The following is a 23,432-nucleotide window of genomic DNA, read 5'->3' as shown; positions in this document are numbered from 1 at the left end:
CGGGGGAGCCGTCCTCCCCCGCCAGGATCACGGCCTGGCCGCGGGTGAGGGAAACCTCCACCCCCGGTCCCGTCAGCCGGGCCGCGCCGTCGAAGACGGTCACGCGGGTCGGGGTGCCGGGGCCGCCAGCCTCGATGCCGTAGCGGCCGGGCACGGCCAGCTCGACCGTCGCACGGGGGGTGCCGATCTCGATCCGTGGTGGCGCGGCCTCTGGCCTGAGGATCGCAGCGAGGATCCCGCTTTCCAGCCCCGCCGCCAGCGTCTCGTCGTCCAGCGCCGTGACTTCCAGGCGCGAGCCGGATTCCAGCCCGAAGCGGCTCGGCCCGACCTCCAGCGCGGCGCGCCCGCCGCGCCCCGTCGCGAAGGCCGCGCCGGCGGTGACGGAGAGGTTCTGCCGCGCCGGCTCGAAGGCCTCGCCACCCGCGATGCGCGCCTCCACGGGGCCGCCGACGCGGGCGATGCGGCCGACGCGGGCCGGCGGGTCCACGAAGGCAGCGGGCGCTTCGTCCCCGGCCGGGGCGGTGCCCTGGGCAGGGGGCTGGGTCACGTCCGGTCCCGGCTCGCGGCCGGCCTGCGCGGGCGGGCCAGGAGGCAGGTCGGGGCCGGATCCCGGGGTGGGGAAGAACGCGGGTGGGGCGCCGCCGGGGTGATCCTCTCGGTCAGCAGCGGCGCCGGGCTCCGGCGCGGCGATCCGGGCGGGCTTGCCGGCCAGAGCCGCCGCCGGGTCCTTTACGGACCCCGGCGTCTGGGCCGGGGCAGCGCCGGCGAGGAGCGCGGCGACTGCGACGGCGGCAAGGAGCGAAGGTCGGAACGGGACGGGCATGCCGCGGTCCTCCTGGCGGGGCGTCGTGCGACGCGGGGGTCGGCAGGCCAGGGTGACGCGCCGTCTGCGGCGAAGTTGCGGCGCGGGCGTGGCGGCGCGGCATCCCGCGCCGCCGCCGCCGTCACGTCGCCGCGACGTCCACCCTCAGCGGGTCAGGCCCAGTGGATGAGGACGGAGCGGAGACGCGCATCCCGCAGCCACAGCCCGCCCCAGGCGAGCAGGCCGAGATAGACGCCGAACAGGACGTGCGTCGCGACCGGGCTGCCGACGCGCAGATGCGTCGCGACGGCGCCACCGAGCAGGCCGGTCATCAGCACCGCGCCGAGCACCGCCGTGCGCGGCCCGAGGTAGAGCGCGAGCAGCCCCAATTGCAGCAGCCCGATCCACCACCCCGCGCCCGCCGGCCATCCGAGCGTCGCGAGCGTCTCGTCCACCACCGGCAGGCCGAGGAGCTTGATCCCGACGTCGAGCGCCATGAACAGGGCGAAGATCCCGGTCAGCGCGACGCCGACGCGGCGTGCCCATGCGCCCGGCATGTCAGCCGTCGCCGAGCGCGGCGCGCATCGCGCTCTCCTGTGCGCGCACCTCCGGCGTGATGGCGTCGCCGAAATCCTCGAAGGTGAGGATCTGCCGGACCTCGATCTCCGCGGGCTTGCCCTGGCCCATCGGCGCGGGCGCGCGGCGCGCCCAGCCGATCGCGTCCTCGAGCGAGGCGCATTCGATCATCCAGAACCCGGCGAGCAGGCCCTGCCAGGGGAAGGGCCCGCGCTCCACACGCGTGCCCTCGGCCGAGAAGTGCACGCGGGCGCCTCGGGAGGAGGGGTGCACGCCCTCGCCGGCCTTCATCACGCCGGCGTCCACCATCTGCTGGTTGAAGGCCATCATGGCCTCGGCCAGGCCGGGCTCCGGCATAGCGCCGGCTTCGGATTCCGGCGTCGCCTTGACGATGAGCATGAAGCGCATGGGGCGGGTTCCTTTCGCGGTTTGGTCGTGGTCAGGCCAGGCCGCGCAATTCGCTGCGCAGCCGGTCGGCATCGGGGAGCGTGGCTTCCAGTTCCGCCAGCGTGCGTTCCCAGATCGGCATGGCCTGGGCGAGCAGCGCGTGCCCGTCCGGCGTGAGGAACAGGTGGCGGCTGCGCGCGTCCTCCGGATTGGGACGCGATTCCAGCAGGCCGCGGCGTTCGAGCGGCTTCAGCGCGGCCGTCACCGTCGTGCGGTCCATCGCGAGCAGCGCGGCGAGGCGCGACACCGTCGCGACCTCCGACCGGTTGAGCGAATGGAGGAGGGAGAACTGGCCGTTCGTCAGGTCGAGGGGACGGAAGGCGTTGTCGAAGCGCCGCCCGATCGCCCGCGCCGCGCGCTGCGAATGCAGGCAGAGGCAGCTGCGGTACACGCGCTGCGACGCCGCCAGGGGGAGCGATTCGGTCGTTGACATGAGCCGTTATATGTTGATATCAACATTACGGTCAAGACCCGATCCCGGGCTGACCCGGAGGAGACACCAGCATGAGCGCCACCACCCTGGAGCGCGAGGCCCCCGCCGCGCAGACGGCTCCCCCGATGCCGGAGGTCCGCGGCGGGGTCGTCGCGTATCTCTGCCTCGAAGGTGCCTTCGCCGCCTCCGACTTCTACGTCCGAGCCTTCGGTGCGACGGAAGTCGGCCGCATGCCGCCAGACGCGCAGGGGCGGACGATGCACGTCCACCTCTACGTCAACGGCACCTCGGTCATGCTGAGCGACCCCTTCCCGGAGCACGGCTGCGGCTTCCAGGCACCCGCGGGCTTCAACCTCATGCAGGTCGTGGACGACGTGGACGCTTCCTTCGCGAGGGCCTTGGAGGCCGGTGCCACCGTCATCATGCCGCCGCAGGACATGTTCTGGGGCGCCCGCTACGGCCAGGTGCGCGACCCCTTCGGCGTGACCTGGGCGCTCAGCAGCCGCGCCGGCGAATGCGCGATGCAGGACGCGATGGAGTGCGCCGGGCGCGCCTGACGTCGGCCGGGGTTGCGCCTGTTGACCCGGGAGAGGGCTTTGCCCTCCTCCCGGACGCTCACCCACCAGGAGGCTCGCCTTCTAGACGTCGATCTAGTTGGGACGCCCTTGGTGATGGGGTCCAGGGGACGAGTCCCCTGGCGGATGGAGGTCCGGAGGAAGGCAGCGCCTTCCTCCGGGGCCACAAGCACATCACCCCGGATGACGTCAGCGAAGCACGGCCGCCGTCGGTTCCGCAGGGCAGACGGAGCGGCGGGGCCGTGGCAGATACGGCCCCGATGGGAACCACGCACATCGTCGGCGCCGGCGTCGCCGGCCTGTCCGCGGCGCTCACGGCCCTCGCCCGCGGCCGCCGCGTCGTGCTGCACGAGGCCGCGACGCCCGGCGGCCGTGCGCGTGCGCTCGCGGACGGGACGGACAACGGCACGCACGCGCTGCTCGGCGCCAACCGCGCCGCGCTGCGCTTCCTGCGCGATGTCGGCGCGCGCGACGGATGGGTGGAGCCGGAACCCGCCGGCCTGCCCGTCCTGGATGTTGCCGACGGCAGCGCGCGCCGCGTGGCGCTCTCGCCGGCGGGATGGTGGCGCGCGTCGCGCCGGCCGCCGGGGCTGACGGCGGGCGCCTTCCTGTCGCTCCTCGGCCTGGCGGGCGGGCGGGACCGCGCGATCGGCGCGGCGATGGCGGCGCATCCCGCCTTCCTCCGCGGCTTCGTGGAGCCACTCGTCATCGCCGCGCTGAACACGCCGGTCGGCGAGGCGTCGTCGCGTCGGCTGGCCGCCGTGCTGCACCGGGTCGGCGCGCCGGGGGCCGCGCGGCTCTATGTCGCCCGGCACGGGCTGGGGCCGGACATGGTGGATCCGGCCCTCGCCGCCATCCGCGCGCGTGGCGGGGAGGTGCGGATGGGCGCGCGCCTCCGCACGCTCTCCGTCGAGGCCGGCCGCGCCGCGTCGCTCGGCTTCGGCGAGGCCGACGTCGTCCTGGCGCCGGACGATGCGGTCGTCCTCTCGCTGCCGCCCTGGGAAGTCGCGCGTCTCCTGCCCGCCACGCCCGTCCCCGCCGAGCACGCGCCGATCCTGAATCTGCACTTCGCCCATGCGACGTCCGCCGACGAGAGGGGCGGCCCGGTCCGCTTCCTCGGCGTGCTCGGCGGCCTGTGCCAATGGGTGCTCGTACGCCCGGGCGGCATCGCCGTCACGGTCAGCGCCGCGGATGCCGAGCAGCACGAGGCAGCGGACGACCTGGCCCCGCGCGCCTGGGCGGAGATCCGCGCGCTCGCCGCGGCCTTCGCGCTGCCCGGCGCGTGGCCCGACGCGCCGCCGCCCTGCCGTGCCGTGAAGGAACGCCGCGCGACACCGCGCCATGTCGTCGGCGCCCCGCCCCCGCCGGCGCCGCGCGCGCTGGCGAACCTCGCCCTCGCCGGCGACTGGACCCACCCCGTGCTGCCCGCGACCATCGAGGCGGCGATCCGGTCCGGGGCCCGCGCCGTTGCCGCCCTGCCCTGACCGCCTCACCCGACCGGATCCCGCCGATGCCATCCCCCGCCGAACGCCTCATCGCCGCCCGCCGCGACCACACCCCGATCCCCTGGCGCGAGGTCCTGCCCGCCGACACCGCCGCGGCCTACGCGGTCCAGGACGCGACCCTGCCAGCGCTGGGTGCGGTCGGCGGCTGGAAGGTCGGCCAGGGCGCGGCGGCGCCGGAACCCTCCGCCGCCCCCTTCCCGCCTCCGGCCTCGTCGCGTCCGGCGCGTCCTTCACCGGCCCCGGCACGCGGCTGCGCGGCGTGGAGGCGGAGGTCGCCTTCCGCGTCGGCCGTGACCTCGGCGCCGACCTGCCGGCCGATCCGACGGAAGCCTTCGACGCCGTCCTGCCCGTGATCGAGGTCTGCGAGTCCCGCTTCGCCGACTTCCCGGGAAGCGACCCGCTGGCGCAGCTTGCGGACTTCCAGACCCACGGCGCCCTGGTCCTCGGGGCGCCGTCCCCCATGACGGCGGAGGCGCTGGACCTGCGCCGCGTCGAACTCGTGCTGACCTTCGACGACCGCACCGTCGCCACGACCCGCGGCACGCGCGCGCCGGACGACCTGTGGCGGATGCTGCGCTGGCTCGCGGCGCATGCCGCCGGGCGCGGCCTGCCCCTGCGTGCGGGGCAGGTCGTGACAACGGGGTCGCTGCACGGGATGCCGCTCGCGGAAGCGGGGGTGGCGGTGACGGCGACGCTGTCGGGTCTGGGGGCGGTCGCGCTGCGGTTCTGACGGGGGAGGGCCCGTGACTCCGGGGCGGGCTTCGCCCTCCCCGGCCCCCTTGCACCAAGCGCGGGCGCGCCCCTGGGCCGCGATCCGCTCCGGTGGGGCCGGCGAGGCGCTGCTCAGCGCAGGGCGGCGCGGAACCCCGGGTCGTCCAGCAGGTCGTCGATGGCCTCGGCCAGCGCGCGGGTCGTCGTGTTGCGCAGGTCGCCCGGATCGGCAGCGATGCCCTGCGGCCGGCCGCGGCCGCTGGCGATGAGGTTCGCGACGCCCTCCCCCGCCAGACCACCGCGCCGTCGGCCCGGCGGAGGAGGCTGGCGTCGAGCGTGACGTTGGCCTCGGTGCGGCGCAGCTGGGACGCCCCGAAATCCGCGACGCGGACCCGCAGTTCCAGCCCGCCCGCGCCGTCCCCGGCCAGCACGCCGCGCGCGGCGAGCCCGTCGCGCACCGCGCCGGCCACGACCTCCCCCACGGGAAGCCGCGCATCCATCCGGCGCACCGGCTGGCCGAAGCCGCCGCGGATCGTGCCGAAGCGGGATGTGCCGGCCCAGGGACCCCGGCGCTCATCCGTCACGGGGCCGACGGAGACGAGGGTCGCCACTCGCGCGGACGGGACCGGGGCCGTGTCCGGCGCGTAGGGCATGGCGACCTCGGCCGGCGGCACGCAGGCCGCGAGGGCGAGGAGGGCAAGCAGCGGGAGGGGCTTGGCGGTCATGGCGTCGGTCTCCGTTCGGCGCGCCGCATAGGGGTCCGCGCGGGCGATGGAACAAGGCCAGGAGCGGAACGATCCGCCGGCATGTCACGGCAACGTGCGTCGCGGCGTTGGACGCGGCCCGCGTGCCGCCGCAGGATCGCTGGGTCCAGGAGGCGACTGCATGATCCGGCTTCTGCTGCTCACCCTGTTGCTGCTGCCCCCGGGGTTGCTGCTGCCCACACCCGCCCATGCCGAGGCGGTGCGCGCCGAGCGCCAGATGGTCGCAGCTGCGCATCCGCTGGCCGCCGGGGCGGGGCTGGAGATGCTGCGCCGGGGCGGCTCCGCCGCCGATGCCGCGGTCGCGACGGCGATGGTGCTGTCGGTCGTGGAGCCGCATGCCTCGGGCATCGGCGGTGGGTCGCTGCTGCTGCACTGGTCCGGCGCGGCGCGGCGCATGACGGGGTATGAGGGCCTGTCCGCGGCGCCCGCCGCGGCGCGGCCGACGCTGGGGGCCGCGGGCCTCGGCCCGGCGGAGGTAGCGCGGTCCGGCTTCGCGGTCGGGGTCCCCGGCGCGGTCGCCATGCTCGCGCTGGCCCACGCGGACCACGGGCGGCTGCCCTGGGCCGACCTCCTCGCCCCCGCGATCCGCGTGGCGGAGGAGGGATTCCCCGTCCCGCGCTCGCTTGCCCGCGCGGTGGCGGGGCGCACGCGCGCCTTCGCCGGCGATGCGGGGCTGGCAGGACTCTACCTCGACGCGGCGGGGCGGCCGCTTGAGCCGGGCGCGATCCTGCGGAACCCGGATCAGGCGGCGGCGCTGCGGCAGCTCGCGGCCGACGGCCCCAGGGCGCTGTACGGCGGCGCGCTCGGGGCGGCGGTGCTCGCGGCAGCCAGGCCGGGATGGCTGGCGGTGGAGGACCTCGCCGCCTACCGCGCCGTGCGGCGCGACCCCGTCTGCACCGAGGCCTTCGGGCGCCGCGTCTGCTCTGCCCCCCGCCTTCCTCGGGCGGGGTGGCGGTGGCGCAGCAGCTCGGCGTGATGGAGCGCCTGGGGATCGCGGCCATGGCGCCGGACTCCGCCGCCGCGGCGCACGCGATCCTCGAAGCGTCGCGCCTCGCCGCGGCGGACCGGCGGCGGTGGCTTGGCGACCCGGACCGGGGCGCGGTGCCGACGGCCGGGCTCGTTGCGGGCGACTACCTGCGGGAACGCGCGGGCCTCGTCGCGGCGGACCGCGCGATGGCCGGCGTCGCGCCGGGCACGCCGCCGCAGCGCCACGGCGCGCTGCCCGCGGAGTCCGAACCTCTCTCCCTCGCCGGCACGACGCATGTCTCCATCGTCGATGCGCGGGGTGACGCCGTGTCGCTCACCACGACGAACAACCTGAACTTCGGGGCGGAGCGCTCGGCCGGCGGCTTCCCGCTGAACAACGGTCTGACGAACTTCGCGACGGACCCCGGCCCCGCCTCCGCCCCCGCGCTCAACCGGATGGAGGGCGGCAAACGCCCCATCACGACGATGGCGCCGACGATCGTCCTCGGCACGGACGGGACACCCGAGATGGTCGTGGGCGCGGGCGGCGGGGCGCGCATCCCCGACGCCGTCGCCCTGGCCATCGTCGAGGTCCTGGCCTGGAACGCCGACGCGCACCGCGCCACCGCCCGCCCCCGCATCGGCGCCCAGAACGGCGTGGAGGAACTGGAAGCCGGCACCCCCGCCGCGACCCTGGCGCCCACCCTGGAAGCCATGGGCCACCGCCCCCGCGTGCTGGAGATGAACACCGGCCTGCAGGTCATCCGCCGCATCCCCGGCGGCTGGGAAGGCGCCGCCGACCCGCGCCGGGACGGCGCGGCGGTCGGCGACTGAAGGGGGTGTTCGTCGCGGCCTCTCTTCGGTCCGTGTCGCGCCTGTTGTCCCGGGAGAAGGGCTTTGCCCTCCTCCCGGACCCTCCACCCAGCAGGAGGCCCGCCTCCTGAACCTCGATCTATTTGGGACGCCCTTGATCGGCGGGGTCTCGCACGCGCGCTTCCGCCGCGTGCGAGACCCCGCCGATCAAGGGCGTCAATAGGGTGGGGTCCAGGGGACGAGTCCCCTGGCGGATGGAGGTCCGGAGGAAGGCAGCGCCTTCCTCCGGGGCCACCCAGCACAACACGACCCGGAGAGTGGCCAAGACGAACGCCCCCCGTCAGTGCAGCCGCGCGCGCCATTCCTCGACGACGGCGCGGGCGCGGGCCGTGGCTTCGCCAGCGGGCATGAGTTCCAGGAAGCGTTCCATCGCGGCGATGGCGGCAGAGAAGCGGCCGAGGGTTCCGTTCATCAGCGCCGCTTCCCGCCACAGGGGGCGGCGTCGGGGGCCAGGCGCAGCATGTTCATCGTGCAGACCAGCGCGCCTTCCGTCTCGCCGGCGTGCAGGCGGCGGAGGCGGATGTTCGTCTGCAGGCGCAGCAGGACGGCGCGGCGGCTCATCGGGACCAGCAGGCCGGGGCGGAGCTCGGCGGTGTCGCCCTCCACCGACTTGATGAGGGCGCGGAGGGCGGGCGGGTTCAGGGGCGCTCCGCCGTTGAAGGGGTCCACGACGGTCGCAGCGCCGGTGCCCTCGAGTGCCAGGAGGAAGTGGCCCGGGAAGTCCAGGCCGCGCGCGAGCCAGCCTGCCGCCGAAGCCGCGTGCAGCCAGAGGATGCCGAGGGAGACGGGCAGGCCGCGCTTCCGCTCCGTCACGCGGATGAGGTTGGTGTTGTCGGGGTGGTCGTAGGCCTCGGCGTCGCCGGCATAGCCGTGGCGGTCGTGGATGACCTGGGACAGCAGGGCCCGGCGCTTCTCCGCGTCGCCCGGATCGGGTTCGGCCAGCACGTCGCGGACGATGGCGGACAGCCGCCCCATCGCCGCGCGCCAGTCCAGTTCGGGCCGGTCCACGCGCGCGAACTGGATCGCGACGGCGCCGATGTCGAGCTCGTCGTCCGGCAGGCGGCCCGCCGCGTCGAGCGCCGCCAGCGCCTCGGGGCCGAGCTCGGACATGCCGGGGCTGCCGTTCTCAGCCGCTCGCCGGGACCATGCGGCCCAGCCGCCGTCCGGCGAAGAGGTGGACGTGGAAGTGCGGCACTTCCTGGCCTCCGTCCTGTCCGATGTTCGTGAGCGCACGGTAACCCGCGTCCTCCAGGCCGAGTTGCGCGGTGACCGTCGCGACGGCCCGCCAGAACCCCGCGATCTCCGCCTCGCTCGCGTGCCGGCCGAAGTCGGAAAGGGAGAGGTAGGGGCCCTTCGGGATCACCAGGACGTGCACGGGCGCCTGCGGCGCGATGTCGTGGAACGCGAGGGCGAAGGCGTCCTCGTAGACGCGCTTGCACGGGATCTCGCCACGGAGAATGCGGGCGAAGACGTTGGTGTCGTCGTAGGCCGGGCGGCCCGAGGCCTCTGGCATGCGGTGCGGACCCCCTGGTTGATCGTTCAACCTGCGGGCGGCCCGGGCGGGCTGCAAGGGGAGGACCGTGGCCCGCCCCGGGCGGCCGAGGCCCGCCCGTGCGGGGTGCGCCGCGGTCCCGGCGGCGAGTGGTCATCGGCCGCAGGAGAGGGTGCCCGACCCGGCCGGAGCGGGCGCCCCCTTCCCTCACGCGCTTGCGATGTCGCCCTCCCCCGATCGGGGGACGCGGCGGCCGGCCGGCCCCGGGGAGCCTCGGCCCGCTCATCCGGGGGAGATCTGTCTTGGCCGCATTCGAGGTGCTCACGGCGATCAAGGAGGGCGTCGATACCATCAAGACCATCAAGGGGTGGTTCGATGGCCCGGACACCTCCTTCAGCACGACGGCCGCGCAGATCGAGGCGCGGCTCAACACGATCGAGGACCAGATCGACAACCTCACCGAACTCGCGAAGAACATCCTGACGGCCACGAACCAGGCTTCGGCGCAGATCCGCGGGGCGGAGGTCCGGGCGGCCTACAACTTCGCCTCGACCGCGATCGACAACATCGAGTCCTACCGCCTCAGCGGATCGCAGGGGGACCTGGACAATGCGCGCAACAACTCGATCCAGGCGCTGAACGCGATCAACAACGTCGCAGCGACCTATCCGGAGCAGACGGACCTCCTCATCGGGCCGCTCTTCTACATCCTCGGTGTCCGAATCCGCGTGGGCCGGGAACTGGATGACGGCGCCTTCGCCGCGCCCGCGTATTCCACGGCGATCCAGAACGCGGTGAACGCCGCCACCGCCTTCGCGAGCCGCGTCGAGGCGACGCTGACGCGCGATGTCCCGCGGGTCACGACCCGGACCTTCACGGACTACGACTTCCGGCCGCCGATCATCACCACCACGACGGGGTGGAGCTACGTGAACGACACCGGCACCTTCGCCGTGAGCTACGGCGAGTCAGTCGAGAGGCAGGCCGGCCGGGTCCTCTCGCGCACGGTAGAGGGCGGGTACACCGAGCGCCTGGGGACCGACGGCCCGATCGTGCGGACGGGCAGCTATTCGGGCAGCCCGGCCTCCGCGGAAGCCGAGGGTTACGCGCTGGACCGGAAGTACCTCGGCCTGACGGACCTGCGCGCCGAGATCGCGGCCTTCGACGCGCTGAACAACGGCATCTACGTCACCGGCGGTGACGGGGCGGAGAACGTCGTCGGCGCCGGCGGGCGCGACGCGCTGTTCGGCGGCGGCGGGGACGACACCGTCACCGGCGCTGCCGGCCAGGACGCGCTGCGCGGAGAGGGCGGCAACGACCTGCTCAACGGAGGCACCGAGGCCGATGTGCTGCGCGGCGGGGACGGGGACGACACGCTCCTCGGCGGGACGGGGGACGACACGATCGACGGCGGCGCGGGGACCGACCGCGTCTCCTTCGCCGACGGGACGACGGGCGTAAGCGTCTTCCTCGCGCTCACCGTGGCGCAGGACACGGGGCGCGGCATCGACGTGATCCGCAACGTCGAGAACGCCACGGGCTCCGAGGGCGCGGACCGGCTGACCGGCAATGCCCTGGGCAACGACCTGGTCGGGCTCGGCGGCAGCGACACGCTGGATGGCGGGGACGGCAACGACACGCTGACCGGCGGCGCCGGCAACGACCTGCTCACCGGCGGTGTCGGGCGGGACCTCGTCCGCTTCGGGGTGGGCGGGGCGGGGGTGACGGTTGACCTCGGTACCGGCATCGCAACGGGACGGGCGGGGAGCCTGGAGGGCACCGACACGCTTTCCGGCATCGAGGACGTGGTGGGCAGCGCCTTCGCCGACTTGATCCGCGGGGACGCCAACGCCAATCGCCTGGAAGGCGCAGGTGGGGCCGACACGCTGGAGGGGAGCGCGGGCGCGGACACGCTGCTCGGCGAGGGCGCGGGAATTCCCGACGCGGCGGATCGCATCTCCGGCGGCGACGGCGACGACCGGATCGAGGGCCTCGCGGCCGGCGGCGCGCAGGACACGCTGGACGGCGGCACGGGGCGCGACACCTACGTCGTCGCGGCGCTGGGAACGGGCGTCGCCGACCTCATCCTGGACTTCCAGACCGGGGCCGGCGGGGACGTGCTGGACCTCTCGGTCCTCGGCCCGCTGGATGCGGGCGACGCCTTCGCCAGCGGTCGCCTGCGCCTGCTGCAGAGCGGCGAGGCGACCACGGAACTCCAGGTCGACACGGATACCGGGCCGGGGCGGGCCTACGCCTCGCTCGTCATCCTGCAGGGCGTGAGGGCGGCGGATCTGCAGGCCGTCAACTTCAGCCCGAGCGCCGGCTTCGCGCAGGGCGGCTGGCCGATCATCGGGACGCCCGGCCAGGACGGCCGCTTCGGCTCCGACTACGGCGAACTGATCTCCGGCCTCGGCGGGGACGACCTGATTGTCGGGCTGGGCGGGAACGACACGCTGGACGGGGGCGAGGGCACCGACACGACCTCCTACGCGCTGGCCGGGGCAGGCGTCGTCGTGGACCTCGCGGCCGGGAGCGCGACGGGCGGGGCCGGGACGGATGTCCTGACGGGTATCGAGAACGTCGCGGGATCGACCTTCGCGGACACGCTGCGTGGGAACGACGCGGCGAACGTGCTGAACGGCGGCTCCGGGCGGAACGCGCTGGCCGGACGGGACGGCGACGACTGGCTCATTGCGGGTGACGAGGGCGACTCGCTGTCCGGCGATGACCGCAACGACACGCTGACCGGCGGCGCGGGCGACGACACGCTGGAAGGCGGCGCGGGCGATGACGTCGTCCAGGGCAATGCCGGCACGGACCGGGCGGAGTATGCAGGCGCGGCGGCCGGCGTCGCCGTTTCCCTCCTCCTCAGCGGGCCGCAGGACACGCGCGGGGCGGGGATGGACGCGCTGTCGGGGATCGAGGCCCTCGGCGGCTCCGCCTTCCGGGACCGGCTGACGGGCGACGCGGGCGCCAACACGCTGGACGGCCGGGGCAGCAACGACGTGCTCGCCGGCGGGCTGGGGAACGACGCGCTGCGCGGTGGCGACGGTGCCGATGCGCTGAACGGCGGTGGCGGCAGCGACACGCTGGAGGGCGGGACAGGCGCAGACCGGCTGATCGGCGGCGGCGGGCGCGACCTCTTCGTCTTCGGCCCGGGGTCGGGCGCCGATGTGATCCTCGACTACGCGCCTGGCGTGGACCGCCTCGATCTCCGGACCTACGGCGTGGACACGCTCGCCGAGGCGCTGGCGGCGGCCGCCGATGTCGGGCCAGACCTGCGGCTTGACCTCGCCGGCGCCTCGATCCTCCTGCTCGGGGTGCAGGAGCTCGAGCTCACGGCGCGGGATTTCGTGTTCCGGTGAGGCGGGGCCCCGCCGGCCCTCGCCCGGTGCCGGGACCGGTCGGCCCGGCGGCGCGGGCGAGGAGCATCCTCCGGCGCGGCATCGGGCGCGACGGCGCGGACCGGGCCTACCCCCGCGTGATCCGCCCGTCCGTGCGGGGCGCGGCGGGGCCGCGTTCGGCGAGGAAGTCGGCCACGACGTCCTCCAGCAGCGGGCCGTCGTCGTAGGCCTCCAGGGCGTCGTCGCGGAACGTCGCGTAGCCGTCGCCGCCGCGCCGCATGAAGTCGTTCGTGACGACGCGGTAGGCGCGGTCGGGGTCGAGCGGGGCACCGCCGATCGTGGCCTCCCGCACGCGGCGGCCGGCGGGGGCGTCCGGGTCCAGCACCACGCGCATCCCGGCCATCTGCGGGAAGCGGCCGGCGGGGGTGGGGAGGCGGGAGACGCCGTTCTCCAGCCCCGCGCGGAGGGCGCCGCCGCGGATCGTCATCGTCGCCATGGTGTTGGAGAAGGGCAGCACCGCCAGCACGTCGCCGAGGGTGACCTGGCCCGCCGGCAACGCCGCGCGCAGGCCGCCGCCGTTGAAGAGCGCGACGTCCGCCCCGTGGCTTGCGGCCAGCATGGCCTCGGCCACGAGGTTGCCGAGGGCGCATTCGCCCGTGCGGCATTCCGTGTCGGGGAAGGCGGCCAGCGCCTGGCCGACGGGGTGGCGGCGGCGCTCGCCGAGCGGGGCCGCGTACTCCGCGACGACGGCGGCGACGGCGGGGTCCTCCGCGACGGTCGCGTCCACCGGGCGGACGGTGCCGCCATGGGCGACGATGCGGCCGTCCGGCGCGAGGTCGAGGTCCAGGCGGCCGAGGTAGCGGCCATGGCACATGGCCTGGACGATCCGCACGTCGCGCCCCTTGCCCGCGACGACGAGAGGGTGTGGCCCGACCGCGCCGGGCAGGCCGTTGGCGAGGAGCAGGTGGGAATGACCGCCGACGATCGCGTCCAAGCCCTCGACCTCCGCGGCGAGGCGGCGGTCCTCCGGCAGGCCGAGATGGGAGAGGACGATGACGGTGCCGATGCCCGCGCGGCGGAGGGTGAAGGCCTCGCGCTCCGCGGCCTCCAGGGGGTCGGTGAAGCGGAGGTTCGGACCTGGGGAGGAGGAGCCGGCGGTCGCGGGCGTGGTGAGGCCGACGATGCCGATCCGCCGCCCGCCGGCCTCGACGATCGTGGAGGGGGCGACGCGGCCGTTCAGGGCGGGCTCGCGCCCGGTGTCGAGGTTGGCGGAGAGGACAGGGAAGGAAAGGAGCTCGAGGTAGCGGGCCAGGTTCTCCGGCCCGTTGTCGAATTCGTGGTTGCCGAGCGACATGGCGGCGGGGGCGGTGATCCGCTGCACCGCGGCCTCCGCCGCGCCGCGGTGGATGGTGTAGAACAGGCTGCCCATGAACTGGTCGCCGGCGTCGAGGAAGAGGGTCGCGCGGCCCTCGGCGGCGGCCTCGGCCCGCGCGTCGCGGATGGCGCCGGCCAGCCGCGCGGCGCCGCCGAGGCAGGGGCGGTCCGGGCGGCAGACCGCGCCGGTCTCCGCCACGCCTTCGTGCTTCGAGTGGAAGTCGTTCATGTGCAGGACGGCGATGCGCGCCGCGACCTGCGCGAGGGCGGGGCGGACGAAGGGGGCGGCGAGCGCGGCGCCGAAGAGGGCGCGGCGGGAGAGGGACGTCGTCATCGCGACAGCCTAGCGCGGTCGTGACGTCCGTCGAAGCGACGGCTGCGTGACTCCGCCGCGCACCGGCCCGGTGCCCCCTTGCCCGCGGCGCGACACCGGGCCAAACCGGCCCATACCCCCGACGTCGCGCCCCCTGCCGCGACCCATCCGCGCGCGAGACGCGCGAAACGCCCGCGCGCGAGACGCGCGACCCGCCCGCGCGCGGACCGCGCGGAACGGCGTGCCCGTCCCCGCGGGCGCGCGCCCGGAAGGCCACCGATGCCGGTGTACCTGCCGATCGCCGAGATGTCGGTGGATGCCCTGCTGCTGCTGGGCATCGGCTTCGGCGTGGGCTGGCTGTCCGGCCTGTTCGGCGTCGGCGGGGGTTTCCTGCTGACGCCCATCCTCATCCTGATCGGCATCCCATCCCCCGTCGCCGTCGCCTCGGGCGCGAACCAGACGGTGGGCGCCTCGGTCTCCGGCCTCATGGCGCAGTGGCGGCGGGGGCAGGTGGACGTGCGGATGGGCACGGTGCTGCTGCTCGCCGGTCTGTTCGGCTCGGCGCTGGGGACGCAGTTGTTCGTGCTGCTGCGAAGGCTCGGGCAGATCGACCTCGCCGTGTCGTTCTTCTACGTCGTCGTCCTCGGCACCGTCGGCGCGCTGATGGTGCGGGAGAGCGTGCGGGCGCTCATCCGGCGCGGCACCGCGGTCCCCCGCCTGCACGAGCACACCTGGCTGCACGGCCTGCCCTTCAAGATGCGGTTCCGCAAGTCGCGGCTCTACATCTCCGTCATCCCGCCGGCGCTCGTCGGGTTCGGGATCGGCGTGCTGTCCGCGGTGATGGGCGTGGGCGGCGGCTTCATGCTGGTGCCAGCCATGATCTACCTCCTGGGCATGCCGACCGCGACGACGATCGGGACGTCGCTGTTCCAGGTCGTGTTCGTGACGGCCAACGTGACGATGCTGCAGGCGCTGCAGAACGGGTCGGTGGACGTGGTGCTGACGCTGCTGCTGCTGGCGGGCGGCGTCGCGGGCGCGCAGTTCGGGGCCTCCATGGGCACGCGCCTGCGGGGAGCAGACGCGGGCGCTGCTCGGCGCCCTGGTCCTCGCGGTGGCCCTGGCGCTTCTCGTGGACCTGCTGCGCACGCCGGCGCATCCCTTCACCATCGGTCCGGCCCGGTGAGGGGTGCATCGAGGGGGCTGCTCGCCGGAATCCTGCTCGCGATGCCGGTGTGTGGGGTGGTATGCGGGGCCGCGGCGCAGGAGGCGCCGCGCGCCGCGCTGACCGCGGAACTCGGCGCCCCGCGCATCGAGGTCAGCACAGCCTTCACCGGGACGGACCTGCTGGTCTTCGGCACGACGGACCGGCCGATCGGGCCGGGCGGGGACAACGTCGTCGTCACCGCGACGGGCCATGCGGAGGACCTGGTCGTGCGGCGCCGCGTCCGCTGGTTCGGCATCTGGGTGAACGGCCCGTCCGCGCGCTACCGCGACGTGCCGCACTACTACGCCCTCGCGGCCACGTCACCGGTCCGGACGCTGCTGGACGAGGATACGCGCTTCGAGAACCGGATCGGGCTGGAGGTCGTGGCCGACCGGCTGTCGGGATCGCGCGATCCCGTCTTCCGCGATGCCCTGCGCGAGCTGAAGGCGGCCCGCGGCGAGTGGGGGAGGACGAGGACCCGATCCCCGTCTCCGGCGGGCGGCTGTTCCACGCGCGGCTCCGCGTGCCCTCCACGGTGCATACGGGCGACTACCGCGTGGCGGTGCTGCTGGTGCGCGACGGCCGCGTCGCGGCCCGGCAGGAACTGACCTTCGGGGTGGAGCGGGTCGGCACCGCCGCGCGCGTGGCCGACGTGTCGCGCGACCTGCCGCTGCTGTATGGGGTGGTCTGCGTCGCCCTGGCCGCCCTCGCGGGATGGGTCGGCAGCGTCTTGTTCCGGAGGGGGTAGGGGGACGATGCCAGAACGAACGGCACAGGCCGACCGCGTCTTCCTCGTCGTCGTGGACGACAGCCCGGAGCGCGCGGTCGCGCTGCGCTACGCCTGCCTGCGCGCCCGCAAGTCCGGCGGGCGCGTCGCGCTGCTGCGCATCACGGAGCCCGTCGGCCTGCAGGAATGGGCGGGCGTCGGCGCGCTGATGCAGGAGGAGCGGCGCCAGGCCGCGGAGCAGACGCTCTCGGCGCTGGCGGCGGAGGTGCAGGAAATCACCGGCGGGCTGCCGCTGCTGCTGATCCGGGAGGGCGAGGCGGTGGAAACCGTGATCACCGTCCTGGAGGAGGATCCCCGCATCTCCATCCTCGTCCTCGCGACGGCGCCGGGCACGGGCGGGCCGGGGCCGCTGGTGACGGCGCTCGCCGGGCGGCACGCCGGGCAGTTGCGCTGCCCCGTGACGCTCGTCCCCGGCGGGATGGAAGATGCCGAACTCGATCGCGTGACCTGAAGGAAAACGACCGCATGCTGAAGCTCAACGTCATCGTCGCGAGCACGCGCCCCGGCCGCAAGGGCCCGGCCGTCGCGCGCTGGATCGACGGCTATGCCCGCACCCACGGCGCCTTCGAGCCGGTCTTCGTGGACCTGGCGGAGGTCGGGCTGCCGATGTTCGACGAGGCGAAGCACCCCGCCATGCGCCAGTACGAGCACGAGCACACGAAGCGCTGGAGTGCGATCGTCGGGGCGGCCGACGCCTTCGCCTTCGTGACGCCGGAATACAACTTCGTCCCGCCGCCCTCGCTCGTGAACGCGCTCGACTTCCTCGTGCACGAATGGGGCTTCAAGCCCGCGGGGATCGTGAGTTACGGCGGCGTCTCCGGCGGGCTGCGGGCGGCGCAGGCGCTGAAGCTGCAACTCACCGCGCTGCGGATGATGCCGATCCCCGAGGGCGTGCCGATCCCGAACTTCGCGTCCCACATCCGGGAGGATGGGGCCTTCCACTCGAACGAGATGATCGACACCAGCGCGAAGACGATGCTGGACGCGCTGCACCGCTGGGCCACGGCCCTGAAGCCGGCGCGGGGCTGACCGAGAGCGCGAGGCAGCACTGCGAGGGCGGTGGTTGCACGACGCCGCCGCCCGTCCCAGATGCCGGGCTGAAGGGGATCACGCCATGTTCATCGAGACCGAAGCCACGCCCAACCCGGCCACGCTGAAGTTCCTGCCGGGCCAGGACGTCATGGGCACGCGCGGCACCGCCGATTTCGCGGGCGAGGAAGCCGCCGCCCGCTCCCCCTCGCCGCGAGCCTCTTCGCGCTGGACGGCGTGGCCCGCGTGTTCCTCGGCTCCGACTTCGTGACGGTCACGAAGTTCGAGGCGGCGGAGTGGCAGGCGCTGCGCCCGCAGGTCCTCGGCGCGATCATGGAGCACTTCATGGCCGGGCGCCCGGTGATGGAGGGCGACGACGCCGAGATGGAGGAGGACGTGGACCCGGCCGATGCCGAGGTCGTCGCGCAGATCAAGGAACTGCTCGACACCCGCGTCCGCCCGGCGGTGGCCGGCGATGGCGGCGATATTGTCTTCCGCGGGTTCCGCGACGGCATCGTGCGGCTGCACATGCAGGGCGCCTGTTCCGGCTGCCCGTCCTCCAGCGCCACGCTGAAGCACGGCGTCGAGAACATGCTGCGTCACTACGTGCCGGAAGTCGTGGCGGTGGAGCAGGTCGAGGCCTGACGCACCCGCGCGGCGATCATTCGCCGCGCGCATGGAGGTGATCCGGGCGGCCGATTGGCGCCCGGCGCGGCAACGACGAGATGGTCGGGCCGAAGGAGATCCCTCCCATGCTCGACGCCGCCCTCCCCAGCCGTCTCGACGATGCCGCGCTGGACCGCCTGTTCCGCACCGCGCGCACCGCCAACCACTTCCACCCGACGCCCGTCCCGGACGAGACGCTTCGGCACCTCTACGACCTCGTGGCCATGGGGCCGACCAGCGCGAACCAGCAGCCCGGGCGCTTCGTCTTCGTGCGCAGCGCGGAGGGCAAGGAGCGGCTGCGTCCCGCGCTGTCCGCCGGCAACCTGGACAAGACCCTGTCCGCGCCGGTCACCGCGATCGTGGCCTACGACCCGAAGTTCTATGAATACCTGCCGCGCACCTTCCCGCATGCCGATGCGCGGTCCTGGTTCGTCGGCAAGCCGGACTTCGCGGAACGGTCGGCCTTCCTGAACTCCACGCTGCAGGTCGCCTACCTCATCCTCGCGGCGCGCGGGCTCGGGCTGGATGCGGGGCCGATGACGGGCTTCGACGCGGCGAAGGTGGACGCGGCCTTCTTCGCCGACACCGGGTTCAAGTCCACCGTCCTCGTGAACCTCGGCTATGCCGACCACTCCAAGACTTTCGACCGGCTGCCGCGGCTGCCCTTCGACGAGGTGGTGACGGTTGTCTGACCTGGGCGTCTGAACCCAGCGCCTACCGCGCCTTGGCCGGGGTGCGCGCGAGGACCGCGCGCATCTCCGCCAGGGCCTCGGGCGGCAGCGCGCGGATGCGGGCCGCGAGGGCGTTGGCGAATTCCGTCGCCTCGGGCGTGAGGCCCGCCGTATCCAGCACGACACGCGGGCGGGACGTGCGGGCGAGCCGCGACAGGTCGTCCGCATCGTCCCAGATCAGGCCGAAATACTCGCAGACCTGGTGCACCAGGCCGTCGGACGGCGTGCCGCGCCGGCCATGCTCGAGCGCCGAGAGGTAGGCGGAGGAGACCTGGAGCGCCGCGGCGAGGTCGGCCAGCGTCACGCCCCGTTCCCGGCGCAGGGCACGAAGGCGGGCACCGAAGGGCGTCATGCGGCAGGGCATCCGGGCATGGAGTCCATTCTGCCACGGGGAGGACCCGGTGCGGGAAGGCTGCCCCGGCATGGCGGCGCGATCTCCCCGTGTCGGGGCGTCCGTCCGGGCCGCGCCCTTCCGCAGCGCGCGGGGCCGGGCCACATCAGGCCTCCATGCTTCCGCCGACCCCGACATCCCGGCGCGCGCTCGCCGCGTCGCTGCTGCTCTCCGCCTGCGCGCCGCGGGTGATCCCGGCCGGGCCCGTGACGGGCGAGCCCGGGATCGCGGATGCACCGGACCGACTCGTCATGTCCGACGGGGCGCGGCTGCCGCTGCGGTCCTGGCTGCCCGACGGGCCGGTTGGGACGGTGCTGCTCTGCCTGCACGGCTTCAACGACAGCCGGAACTTCATGGTGGAGCCGGCGCCTGCGCTGAACGCGGCGGGGGTCGCGGTCTATGCCTATGACCAGCGGGGCTTCGGCGGCGCGCCGAACCGCGGGATCTGGCCGGGCGCCGCGACGCTCGCGGCCGATGCGTCGGCGGTGGCGCGGCTGCTGGCCGCGCGGCATCCCGGCGCGCCGCTCTTCCTCCTCGGTGAAAGCATGGGGGGCGCGGTGGTGCTGGTCGCCGCGGCCTCCGACGATCCGCCGCCGGTCGCGGGATCGATCCTGCTGGCGCCGGCGGTCTGGGGGCGCGTGACGATGCCGCGCTTCGTCGTGGGGCTCCTGGACGCGCTGGCGCACACCATCCCGATCGTCGCGACGGAGCCGGGCAACGCCTTCGCGATCACGCCGACGGACAATGAGGCAGCGCTGCGCCGCCTGTCGCGCGACCCCCTGACGATCCGGGAGACGCGGGTGGACGCGGCCTACGGCCTGGTGGGGCTGATGGACGACGCGCTGGCCGTCGCGCCGCGCCTGCCCGCCGCGATGCCGCCGATGCTGCTGGTGTATGGCGGGCGGGACCAGCTGGTGCCGCCCGTCGCGACGCGGCTGCTGCTGTCCCGCCTGTCGGACGCCGCGCCGTGCCGGGTCGCCTACTACCCGCGATCCTACCACCTGGCGCTGCGGGACTCCTCGGCGCCGATCGTCATCGCTGATCTCCTCGCCTGGATGCGGGCACCGGCGGCCCCGCTGCCCTCCGGGGCCGACAGGGCGGCGGTGGAGTGGCGGGCGCAGCCGCCGCGGGGCGGCGAGAGGTAGGAGCGCTTCACCGACTCCGCGGCGAGGGGCGGCGCCGGGAGGGCTTTGCCCTCCCAGACCCTCCCACCAGGGGCGAACGCGCCCCTGGACCGCGATCTATTTCGGTGTCCCGGGCTGATGGGCCTCACTTCGGGGGTCCATCAGCCCGGGACGCTGAACAGTCCGCGGGGTCCTGGGGGTGCGTTCACCCCCCGGCGGAGGGGCCTGGGGAGGCAAAGCCTCCCCGGAGTCACCCGCGCCCTCAGGCCGCCTCGACGCACAGCGCGACGCCCATGCCGCCGCCGATGCACAGCGTCGCAAGGCCCTTCTTCGCCCCGCGCCGCTGCATCTCGAACAGCAGCGTCGTCAGCACGCGCGCGCCGGACGCGCCGATCGGGTGGCCCAGCGCGATCGCGCCGCCGTTGACGTTCACCCTGGACGGGTCCCAGCCCAGGTCCTTGTTCACCGCGCAGGCCTGCGCCGCGAAGGCCTCGTTCGCCTCGATGAGGTCGAGGTCCTCGATCCTCCAGCCCGCCTTCTGCAGCGCCTTGCGGGACGCCGGGATGGGGCCGGTGCCCATGATCGCGGGGTCCACGCCGGCCGTCGCCCAGGACACGATGCGGGCCAGCGGCGTGATGCCGCGCTTCGACGCCTCGGCTCCGCGCATCACCAGGATCGCGGCCGCGCCGTCGTTGATGCCCGACGCGTTGCCCGCGGTGACGGAGCCGTCCTTCGCGAAGGCAGGACGCAGCTTCGTCAGGACCTCCATCGAGGTCTCGGGCTTCGGGTACTCGTCGTTCTCGACGACGGTGTCGCCCTTGCGGCCCCTGACGGTCACCGGCGTGATCTCGTCGTGGAACTTGCCGGCCTTCATCGCCTCGCCGGCCTTGCGCTGGGAGTTATAGGCGAACTCATCCTGCTGCTCGCGCGTGATCTGGTACTTCTGCGCGACGTTCTCCGCCGTGTTGCCCATGTGGTAGCCGTTGAAGGCGTCCCAGAGCCCGTCGCGGATCATCGTGTCGATCAGCTGCAGGTCGCCCATCTTCTGCCCGGCGCGGAGCTGTTGCGCGTGCGGCGCCTGCGTCATGCTTTCCTGCCCGCCGGCGACGACGATGTCCGCGTCGCCCGTCGCGATCTGCTGCGCGGCAAGCGCCACGGTGCGGAGGCCGGAACCGCAAAGCTGGTTGATGACGAAGGCCGTGCGCTCCACGGGGATGCCCGCCGCGACGGCGGCCTGGCGGCCCGGGTTCTGGCCGGTGGCGGCGGTCAGCACCTGGCCCAGGATGACCTCGTCCACCTCGGAGGCGTCGACCTTCGCGCGTTCCAGCGCCGCCTTGATCGCGACGGTGCCCAGCGCATGGGCCGGGAGGGCGGCGAAGGCGCCGTTGAAGGACCCGACGGGGGTCCGCGCGGCGGAGGCGATGACGATGTCGTCCATGGGCGTCTGTAATCCCGTCTGGCTGGCGTTACGGCGGATGTGCGCCGGGGCGGGCAGCGCCGCAAGCGCGAACCGGGTGGGCCGTCATGCGGCGGCGCGGCACCAGTCCCGCAGCGGGCGCCACAGGACCGCCTCGGCCCCCGCGCCGGCGGCCATGCCGATATGGCCCGCGGGGACGTCCAGGACCGTCGCGCCGGACAGGCCCTCGGCCAGCGCTCGGGCACTCTCCGGCGGGACGATCCGGTCGCCGCGGGGGATCGCGACGAGGGACGGTCCCCGCCACGCCTCCGGCCGCACCGGCGCGCCGGCCACCCGCCACAGGCCGCGGGCCGGCGTGTTCTCCCCGTACCAGCCGCCGAGGCATTCGCGTGCGACGGGGGCCGGCAGCGGCACGCCGTCGTTCAGCCAGTCCTCCAGCGCCACGAAGTGCGCGGCCTTGGCGGAGGCCGGGTCCAGCCGCCCGAAGGCGCGGAACTTCCGCGCGATGCCGTACGGGTCGAGCCCGGCGAAGAGCGCGTTCAGCACGTCCACGGGCAGGGCGCCCGTCGGTTCCATCCACGCCTCGAGTGCCGGCAACAGGGCCGCGGCGGCGCGGGCGCGCGACCGCTCCTCCTCCCCGCCCGCGTGAAAATCCCAGGGCGTTGCCAGCAGGACCAGCCCGCGCACCAGGTCGGGCCGCCGCAGCGCCGCCGCGAGCGTCAGCAGCCCGCCCATGCAGTAGCCCAGCAGCAGCACCGGCCCTCGCGCTGCCGCCACTGCCGCGGCGAGCGCGCGTTCCAGCCGGCCGGCGATCCAGTCGGTCAGCGTGAAGCCGCTCTCCTCCGCCCCCGGCCAGCCCCAGTCCAGCAGGATCGGCCGCACGCCACTCGCCGAGAGCCAGCGGCACATGGACCGTCCCTCCGCGAGGTCGAGGACGAAGGCGCGGTTGACGAGGGAGGGAACGAGCAGGATCGCGGGACCCGGCCCGCCGAAATCGAGCAGCCGCGCGGGCCCTTCCGCCCAGAGGGAAGGCGGGTCCGGCAGGTCCCGCGCGTAGGGATGCGTCCGATAGGCCACGAGGCCACGGAGCAGCGCCGCGTCCTCCTCCAGCAGGTGCCGCCAGACCGCGGCGCGGAGGCCGTCAGGTCCGTCGGGTCCGCTTCGCCCCCGGACGGCGCCGAGGATCCGTGCCGCCTCCCGCCTCCCCTCCGCCGAGCGCGGCGCGAAGCCCGGCCAGTTCGTGCTCCAGCCACTCGAGTCGTTCAGCGAGCCTTGCCGCCTCGACCCGCCCGAGGAGCCCGGCAGCGCCGCCATCGCCGCCCAGGCCCGCCCCGCTGCCAGGGCCAGGTGCATCGGCATCGGCCGCGGGCCGCGCCGCGGCGTCGGGGGGAGCGCGCCGGTCACCCGAATCCTGTCCCGTCGCCGCCGTCCGGAGAGGCGGTGCGGCCGCGGCGGGCAGGTTGGACCCGGCGACCGGGGCCGCGCCGCCGGGTGGCAAGGGGCCCGTCGCGGCGTCCAGTGGTCCAGGAGGCTGCCAAGCGGGCGGCCAGGACGGTGGCCATGGGGACACCCAGGGCGGGACGGGCGCACCCGACGGCATGGATGGTCCCGCCATCCCGGCCCCTGGCCCCGGCCACGGCGTGCTCCAGGGCACCGCGCCGGGTTCTGGCCAAGCCGGTGCACCCCGCGGCGGCGCGCCCATCGCCCGCGCCCATTCGGCCATGGCGCGCGACCACGCCGCCGAGGCCACCGCCCATTCCGGGTCGGCCGCCAGTCCCGCGACCTCCGACTGCCACAGCGCCACCCACTCGGCCGCGAGCCGCGCAACGTCCGGCCCCTCCTCGTCTCCCGCCATGCATCCCCGGCCCGTGGTCCCCGCGTCTTCCGCAATGCGGCATGGCGGGTCTA

18 protein-coding genes and 4 pseudogenes are annotated in these 23,432 nt (G+C 74.6%); 12 read left to right on the top strand and 10 right to left on the bottom strand.

The features are described 5' to 3' along the window. Positions 1–975: 975 nt before the first annotated feature. Genes ACE7GA_RS10835 through ACE7GA_RS10825 form a run of 3 tightly spaced genes read right to left on the bottom strand, consistent with a single transcriptional unit; the run spans position 976 to position 2,258 of the window. Complete coding sequence (locus ACE7GA_RS10835) at positions 976–1,359, bottom strand: DoxX family protein (protein ID WP_376099269.1); 384 nt, start codon at positions 1,357–1,359, stop codon at positions 976–978. Between the two features lies 1 nt (position 1,360). Further along, positions 1,361–1,786 (bottom strand): YciI family protein, encoded by a 426-nt coding sequence (locus ACE7GA_RS10830; protein WP_376099267.1) that lies wholly within the window; start codon positions 1,784–1,786, stop codon positions 1,361–1,363. Positions 1,787–1,817: 31 nt separating this feature from the next. Further along, positions 1,818–2,258 carry a MarR family winged helix-turn-helix transcriptional regulator gene (locus tag ACE7GA_RS10825; protein WP_376099265.1) on the bottom strand — a complete coding sequence of 147 codons (441 nt, stop codon included), beginning with the start codon at positions 2,256–2,258 and terminating at the stop codon, positions 1,818–1,820. 71 nt (positions 2,259–2,329) lie between these two features. Here ACE7GA_RS10825 and ACE7GA_RS10820 point away from each other — a divergent pair, with 71 nt between their 5' ends. The 4 genes and pseudogenes from ACE7GA_RS10820 to ACE7GA_RS10805 all read left to right on the top strand — a co-directional run bounded on the left by ACE7GA_RS10820 (position 2,330) and on the right by ACE7GA_RS10805 (position 7,613). Beyond that, entirely contained in the window at positions 2,330–2,815 is a 486-nt protein-coding gene (locus ACE7GA_RS10820; RefSeq protein ID WP_376099263.1) for a VOC family protein, read from the top strand. A 278-nt stretch (positions 2,816–3,093) separates the two neighbouring features. Continuing rightward, positions 3,094–4,317: an FAD-dependent oxidoreductase gene (locus ACE7GA_RS10815; protein WP_376099261.1), complete on the top strand. Its 1,224-nt coding sequence runs from the start codon at positions 3,094–3,096 to the stop codon at positions 4,315–4,317. Next, positions 4,301–5,068, top strand: coding sequence for a fumarylacetoacetate hydrolase family protein (locus tag ACE7GA_RS10810; protein ID WP_376099259.1), 768 nt, complete (start codon positions 4,301–4,303; stop codon positions 5,066–5,068). Before ACE7GA_RS10815 ends, ACE7GA_RS10810 begins: the two co-directional genes overlap by 17 nt. 752 nt (positions 5,069–5,820) lie before the next feature. Further along, positions 5,821–7,613: pseudogene (locus ACE7GA_RS10805) on the top strand (gamma-glutamyltransferase family protein). 319 nt (positions 7,614–7,932) lie between these two features. On the opposite strand, the gene ACE7GA_RS10800 reads toward ACE7GA_RS10805, so the two are convergent. From ACE7GA_RS10800 to ACE7GA_RS10790, 3 genes are read right to left on the bottom strand one after another with little or no spacing between them, the layout of a single operon-like run. Beyond that, a complete protein-coding gene (locus ACE7GA_RS10800; protein WP_376099257.1) occupies positions 7,933–8,064 on the bottom strand; it encodes a hypothetical protein in 132 nt (43 codons plus the stop codon). After that, positions 8,064–8,762: a SirB1 family protein gene (locus ACE7GA_RS10795; protein ID WP_376099255.1), complete on the bottom strand. Its 699-nt coding sequence runs from the start codon at positions 8,760–8,762 to the stop codon at positions 8,064–8,066. Before ACE7GA_RS10795 ends, ACE7GA_RS10800 begins: the two co-directional genes overlap by 1 nt. A gap of 16 nt (positions 8,763–8,778) precedes the next feature. After that, on the bottom strand, positions 8,779–9,165 hold the full coding sequence (locus tag ACE7GA_RS10790; RefSeq protein ID WP_376099253.1) for a histidine triad nucleotide-binding protein: 387 nt from the start codon (positions 9,163–9,165) through the stop codon (positions 8,779–8,781). Positions 9,166–9,446: 281 nt separating this feature from the next. On the opposite strand from ACE7GA_RS10790, the gene ACE7GA_RS10785 reads away from it, so the two are divergent. Then, positions 9,447–12,509, top strand: coding sequence for a hypothetical protein (locus ACE7GA_RS10785; RefSeq protein WP_376099251.1), 3,063 nt, complete (start codon positions 9,447–9,449; stop codon positions 12,507–12,509). A 106-nt stretch (positions 12,510–12,615) separates the two neighbouring features. Here ACE7GA_RS10785 and ACE7GA_RS10780 read toward each other — a convergent pair whose 3' ends face one another. After that, positions 12,616–14,196 (bottom strand): bifunctional metallophosphatase/5'-nucleotidase, encoded by a 1,581-nt coding sequence (locus ACE7GA_RS10780; RefSeq protein WP_376099249.1) that lies wholly within the window; start codon positions 14,194–14,196, stop codon positions 12,616–12,618. A gap of 258 nt (positions 14,197–14,454) precedes the next feature. Here ACE7GA_RS10780 and ACE7GA_RS10775 point away from each other — a divergent pair. The 6 genes and pseudogenes from ACE7GA_RS10775 (at position 14,455) to ACE7GA_RS10750 (ending at position 18,553) form a co-directional block, all read left to right on the top strand. Continuing rightward, positions 14,455–15,358 (top strand): annotated as a pseudogene (locus ACE7GA_RS10775) (sulfite exporter TauE/SafE family protein). A 41-nt stretch (positions 15,359–15,399) separates the two neighbouring features. Then, a pseudogene (locus ACE7GA_RS10770) lies at positions 15,400–16,127 on the top strand (TIGR02186 family protein). 7 nt (positions 16,128–16,134) lie between these two features. After that, positions 16,135–16,617 carry a universal stress protein gene (locus ACE7GA_RS10765; RefSeq protein ID WP_376099247.1) on the top strand — a complete coding sequence of 161 codons (483 nt, stop codon included), beginning with the start codon at positions 16,135–16,137 and terminating at the stop codon, positions 16,615–16,617. Between the two features lie 14 nt (positions 16,618–16,631). Continuing rightward, complete coding sequence (locus tag ACE7GA_RS10760) at positions 16,632–17,195, top strand: NADPH-dependent FMN reductase (RefSeq protein WP_376099245.1); 564 nt, start codon at positions 16,632–16,634, stop codon at positions 17,193–17,195. A gap of 85 nt (positions 17,196–17,280) precedes the next feature. Next, positions 17,281–17,840, top strand: a pseudogene (locus tag ACE7GA_RS10755) (NifU family protein). 107 nt (positions 17,841–17,947) lie between these two features. Further along, positions 17,948–18,553 carry a malonic semialdehyde reductase gene (locus ACE7GA_RS10750; RefSeq protein ID WP_376099243.1) on the top strand — a complete coding sequence of 202 codons (606 nt, stop codon included), beginning with the start codon at positions 17,948–17,950 and terminating at the stop codon, positions 18,551–18,553. Positions 18,554–18,575: 22 nt separating this feature from the next. Here ACE7GA_RS10750 and ACE7GA_RS10745 read toward each other — a convergent pair whose 3' ends face one another. Then, a complete protein-coding gene (locus ACE7GA_RS10745; protein ID WP_376099241.1) occupies positions 18,576–18,944 on the bottom strand; it encodes a helix-turn-helix domain-containing protein in 369 nt (122 codons plus the stop codon). Positions 18,945–19,099: 155 nt separating this feature from the next. On the opposite strand from ACE7GA_RS10745, the gene ACE7GA_RS10740 reads away from it, so the two are divergent. Beyond that, on the top strand, positions 19,100–20,128 hold the full coding sequence (locus ACE7GA_RS10740; RefSeq protein ID WP_376099239.1) for an alpha/beta fold hydrolase: 1,029 nt from the start codon (positions 19,100–19,102) through the stop codon (positions 20,126–20,128). 241 nt (positions 20,129–20,369) lie between these two features. Here ACE7GA_RS10740 and ACE7GA_RS10735 read toward each other — a convergent pair whose 3' ends face one another. Both ACE7GA_RS10735 and ACE7GA_RS10730 read right to left on the bottom strand, forming a co-directional pair. Then, positions 20,370–21,545 carry an acetyl-CoA C-acetyltransferase gene (locus ACE7GA_RS10735; RefSeq protein ID WP_376099237.1) on the bottom strand — a complete coding sequence of 392 codons (1,176 nt, stop codon included), beginning with the start codon at positions 21,543–21,545 and terminating at the stop codon, positions 20,370–20,372. 84 nt (positions 21,546–21,629) lie between these two features. Then, a complete protein-coding gene (locus ACE7GA_RS10730) occupies positions 21,630–22,883 on the bottom strand; it encodes an alpha/beta fold hydrolase (RefSeq protein WP_376099235.1) in 1,254 nt (417 codons plus the stop codon). Positions 22,884–23,432: the final 549 nt, after the last annotated feature.

The sequence above is a fragment of the Roseomonas sp. CCTCC AB2023176 genome (assembly GCF_042259275.1).
GTDB lineage: Bacteria > Pseudomonadota > Alphaproteobacteria > Acetobacterales > Acetobacteraceae > Roseomonas.
The sequence above is the reverse complement of the archived record's forward strand: the minus strand, read 5'-3'. Positions and strand labels throughout refer to the sequence as shown.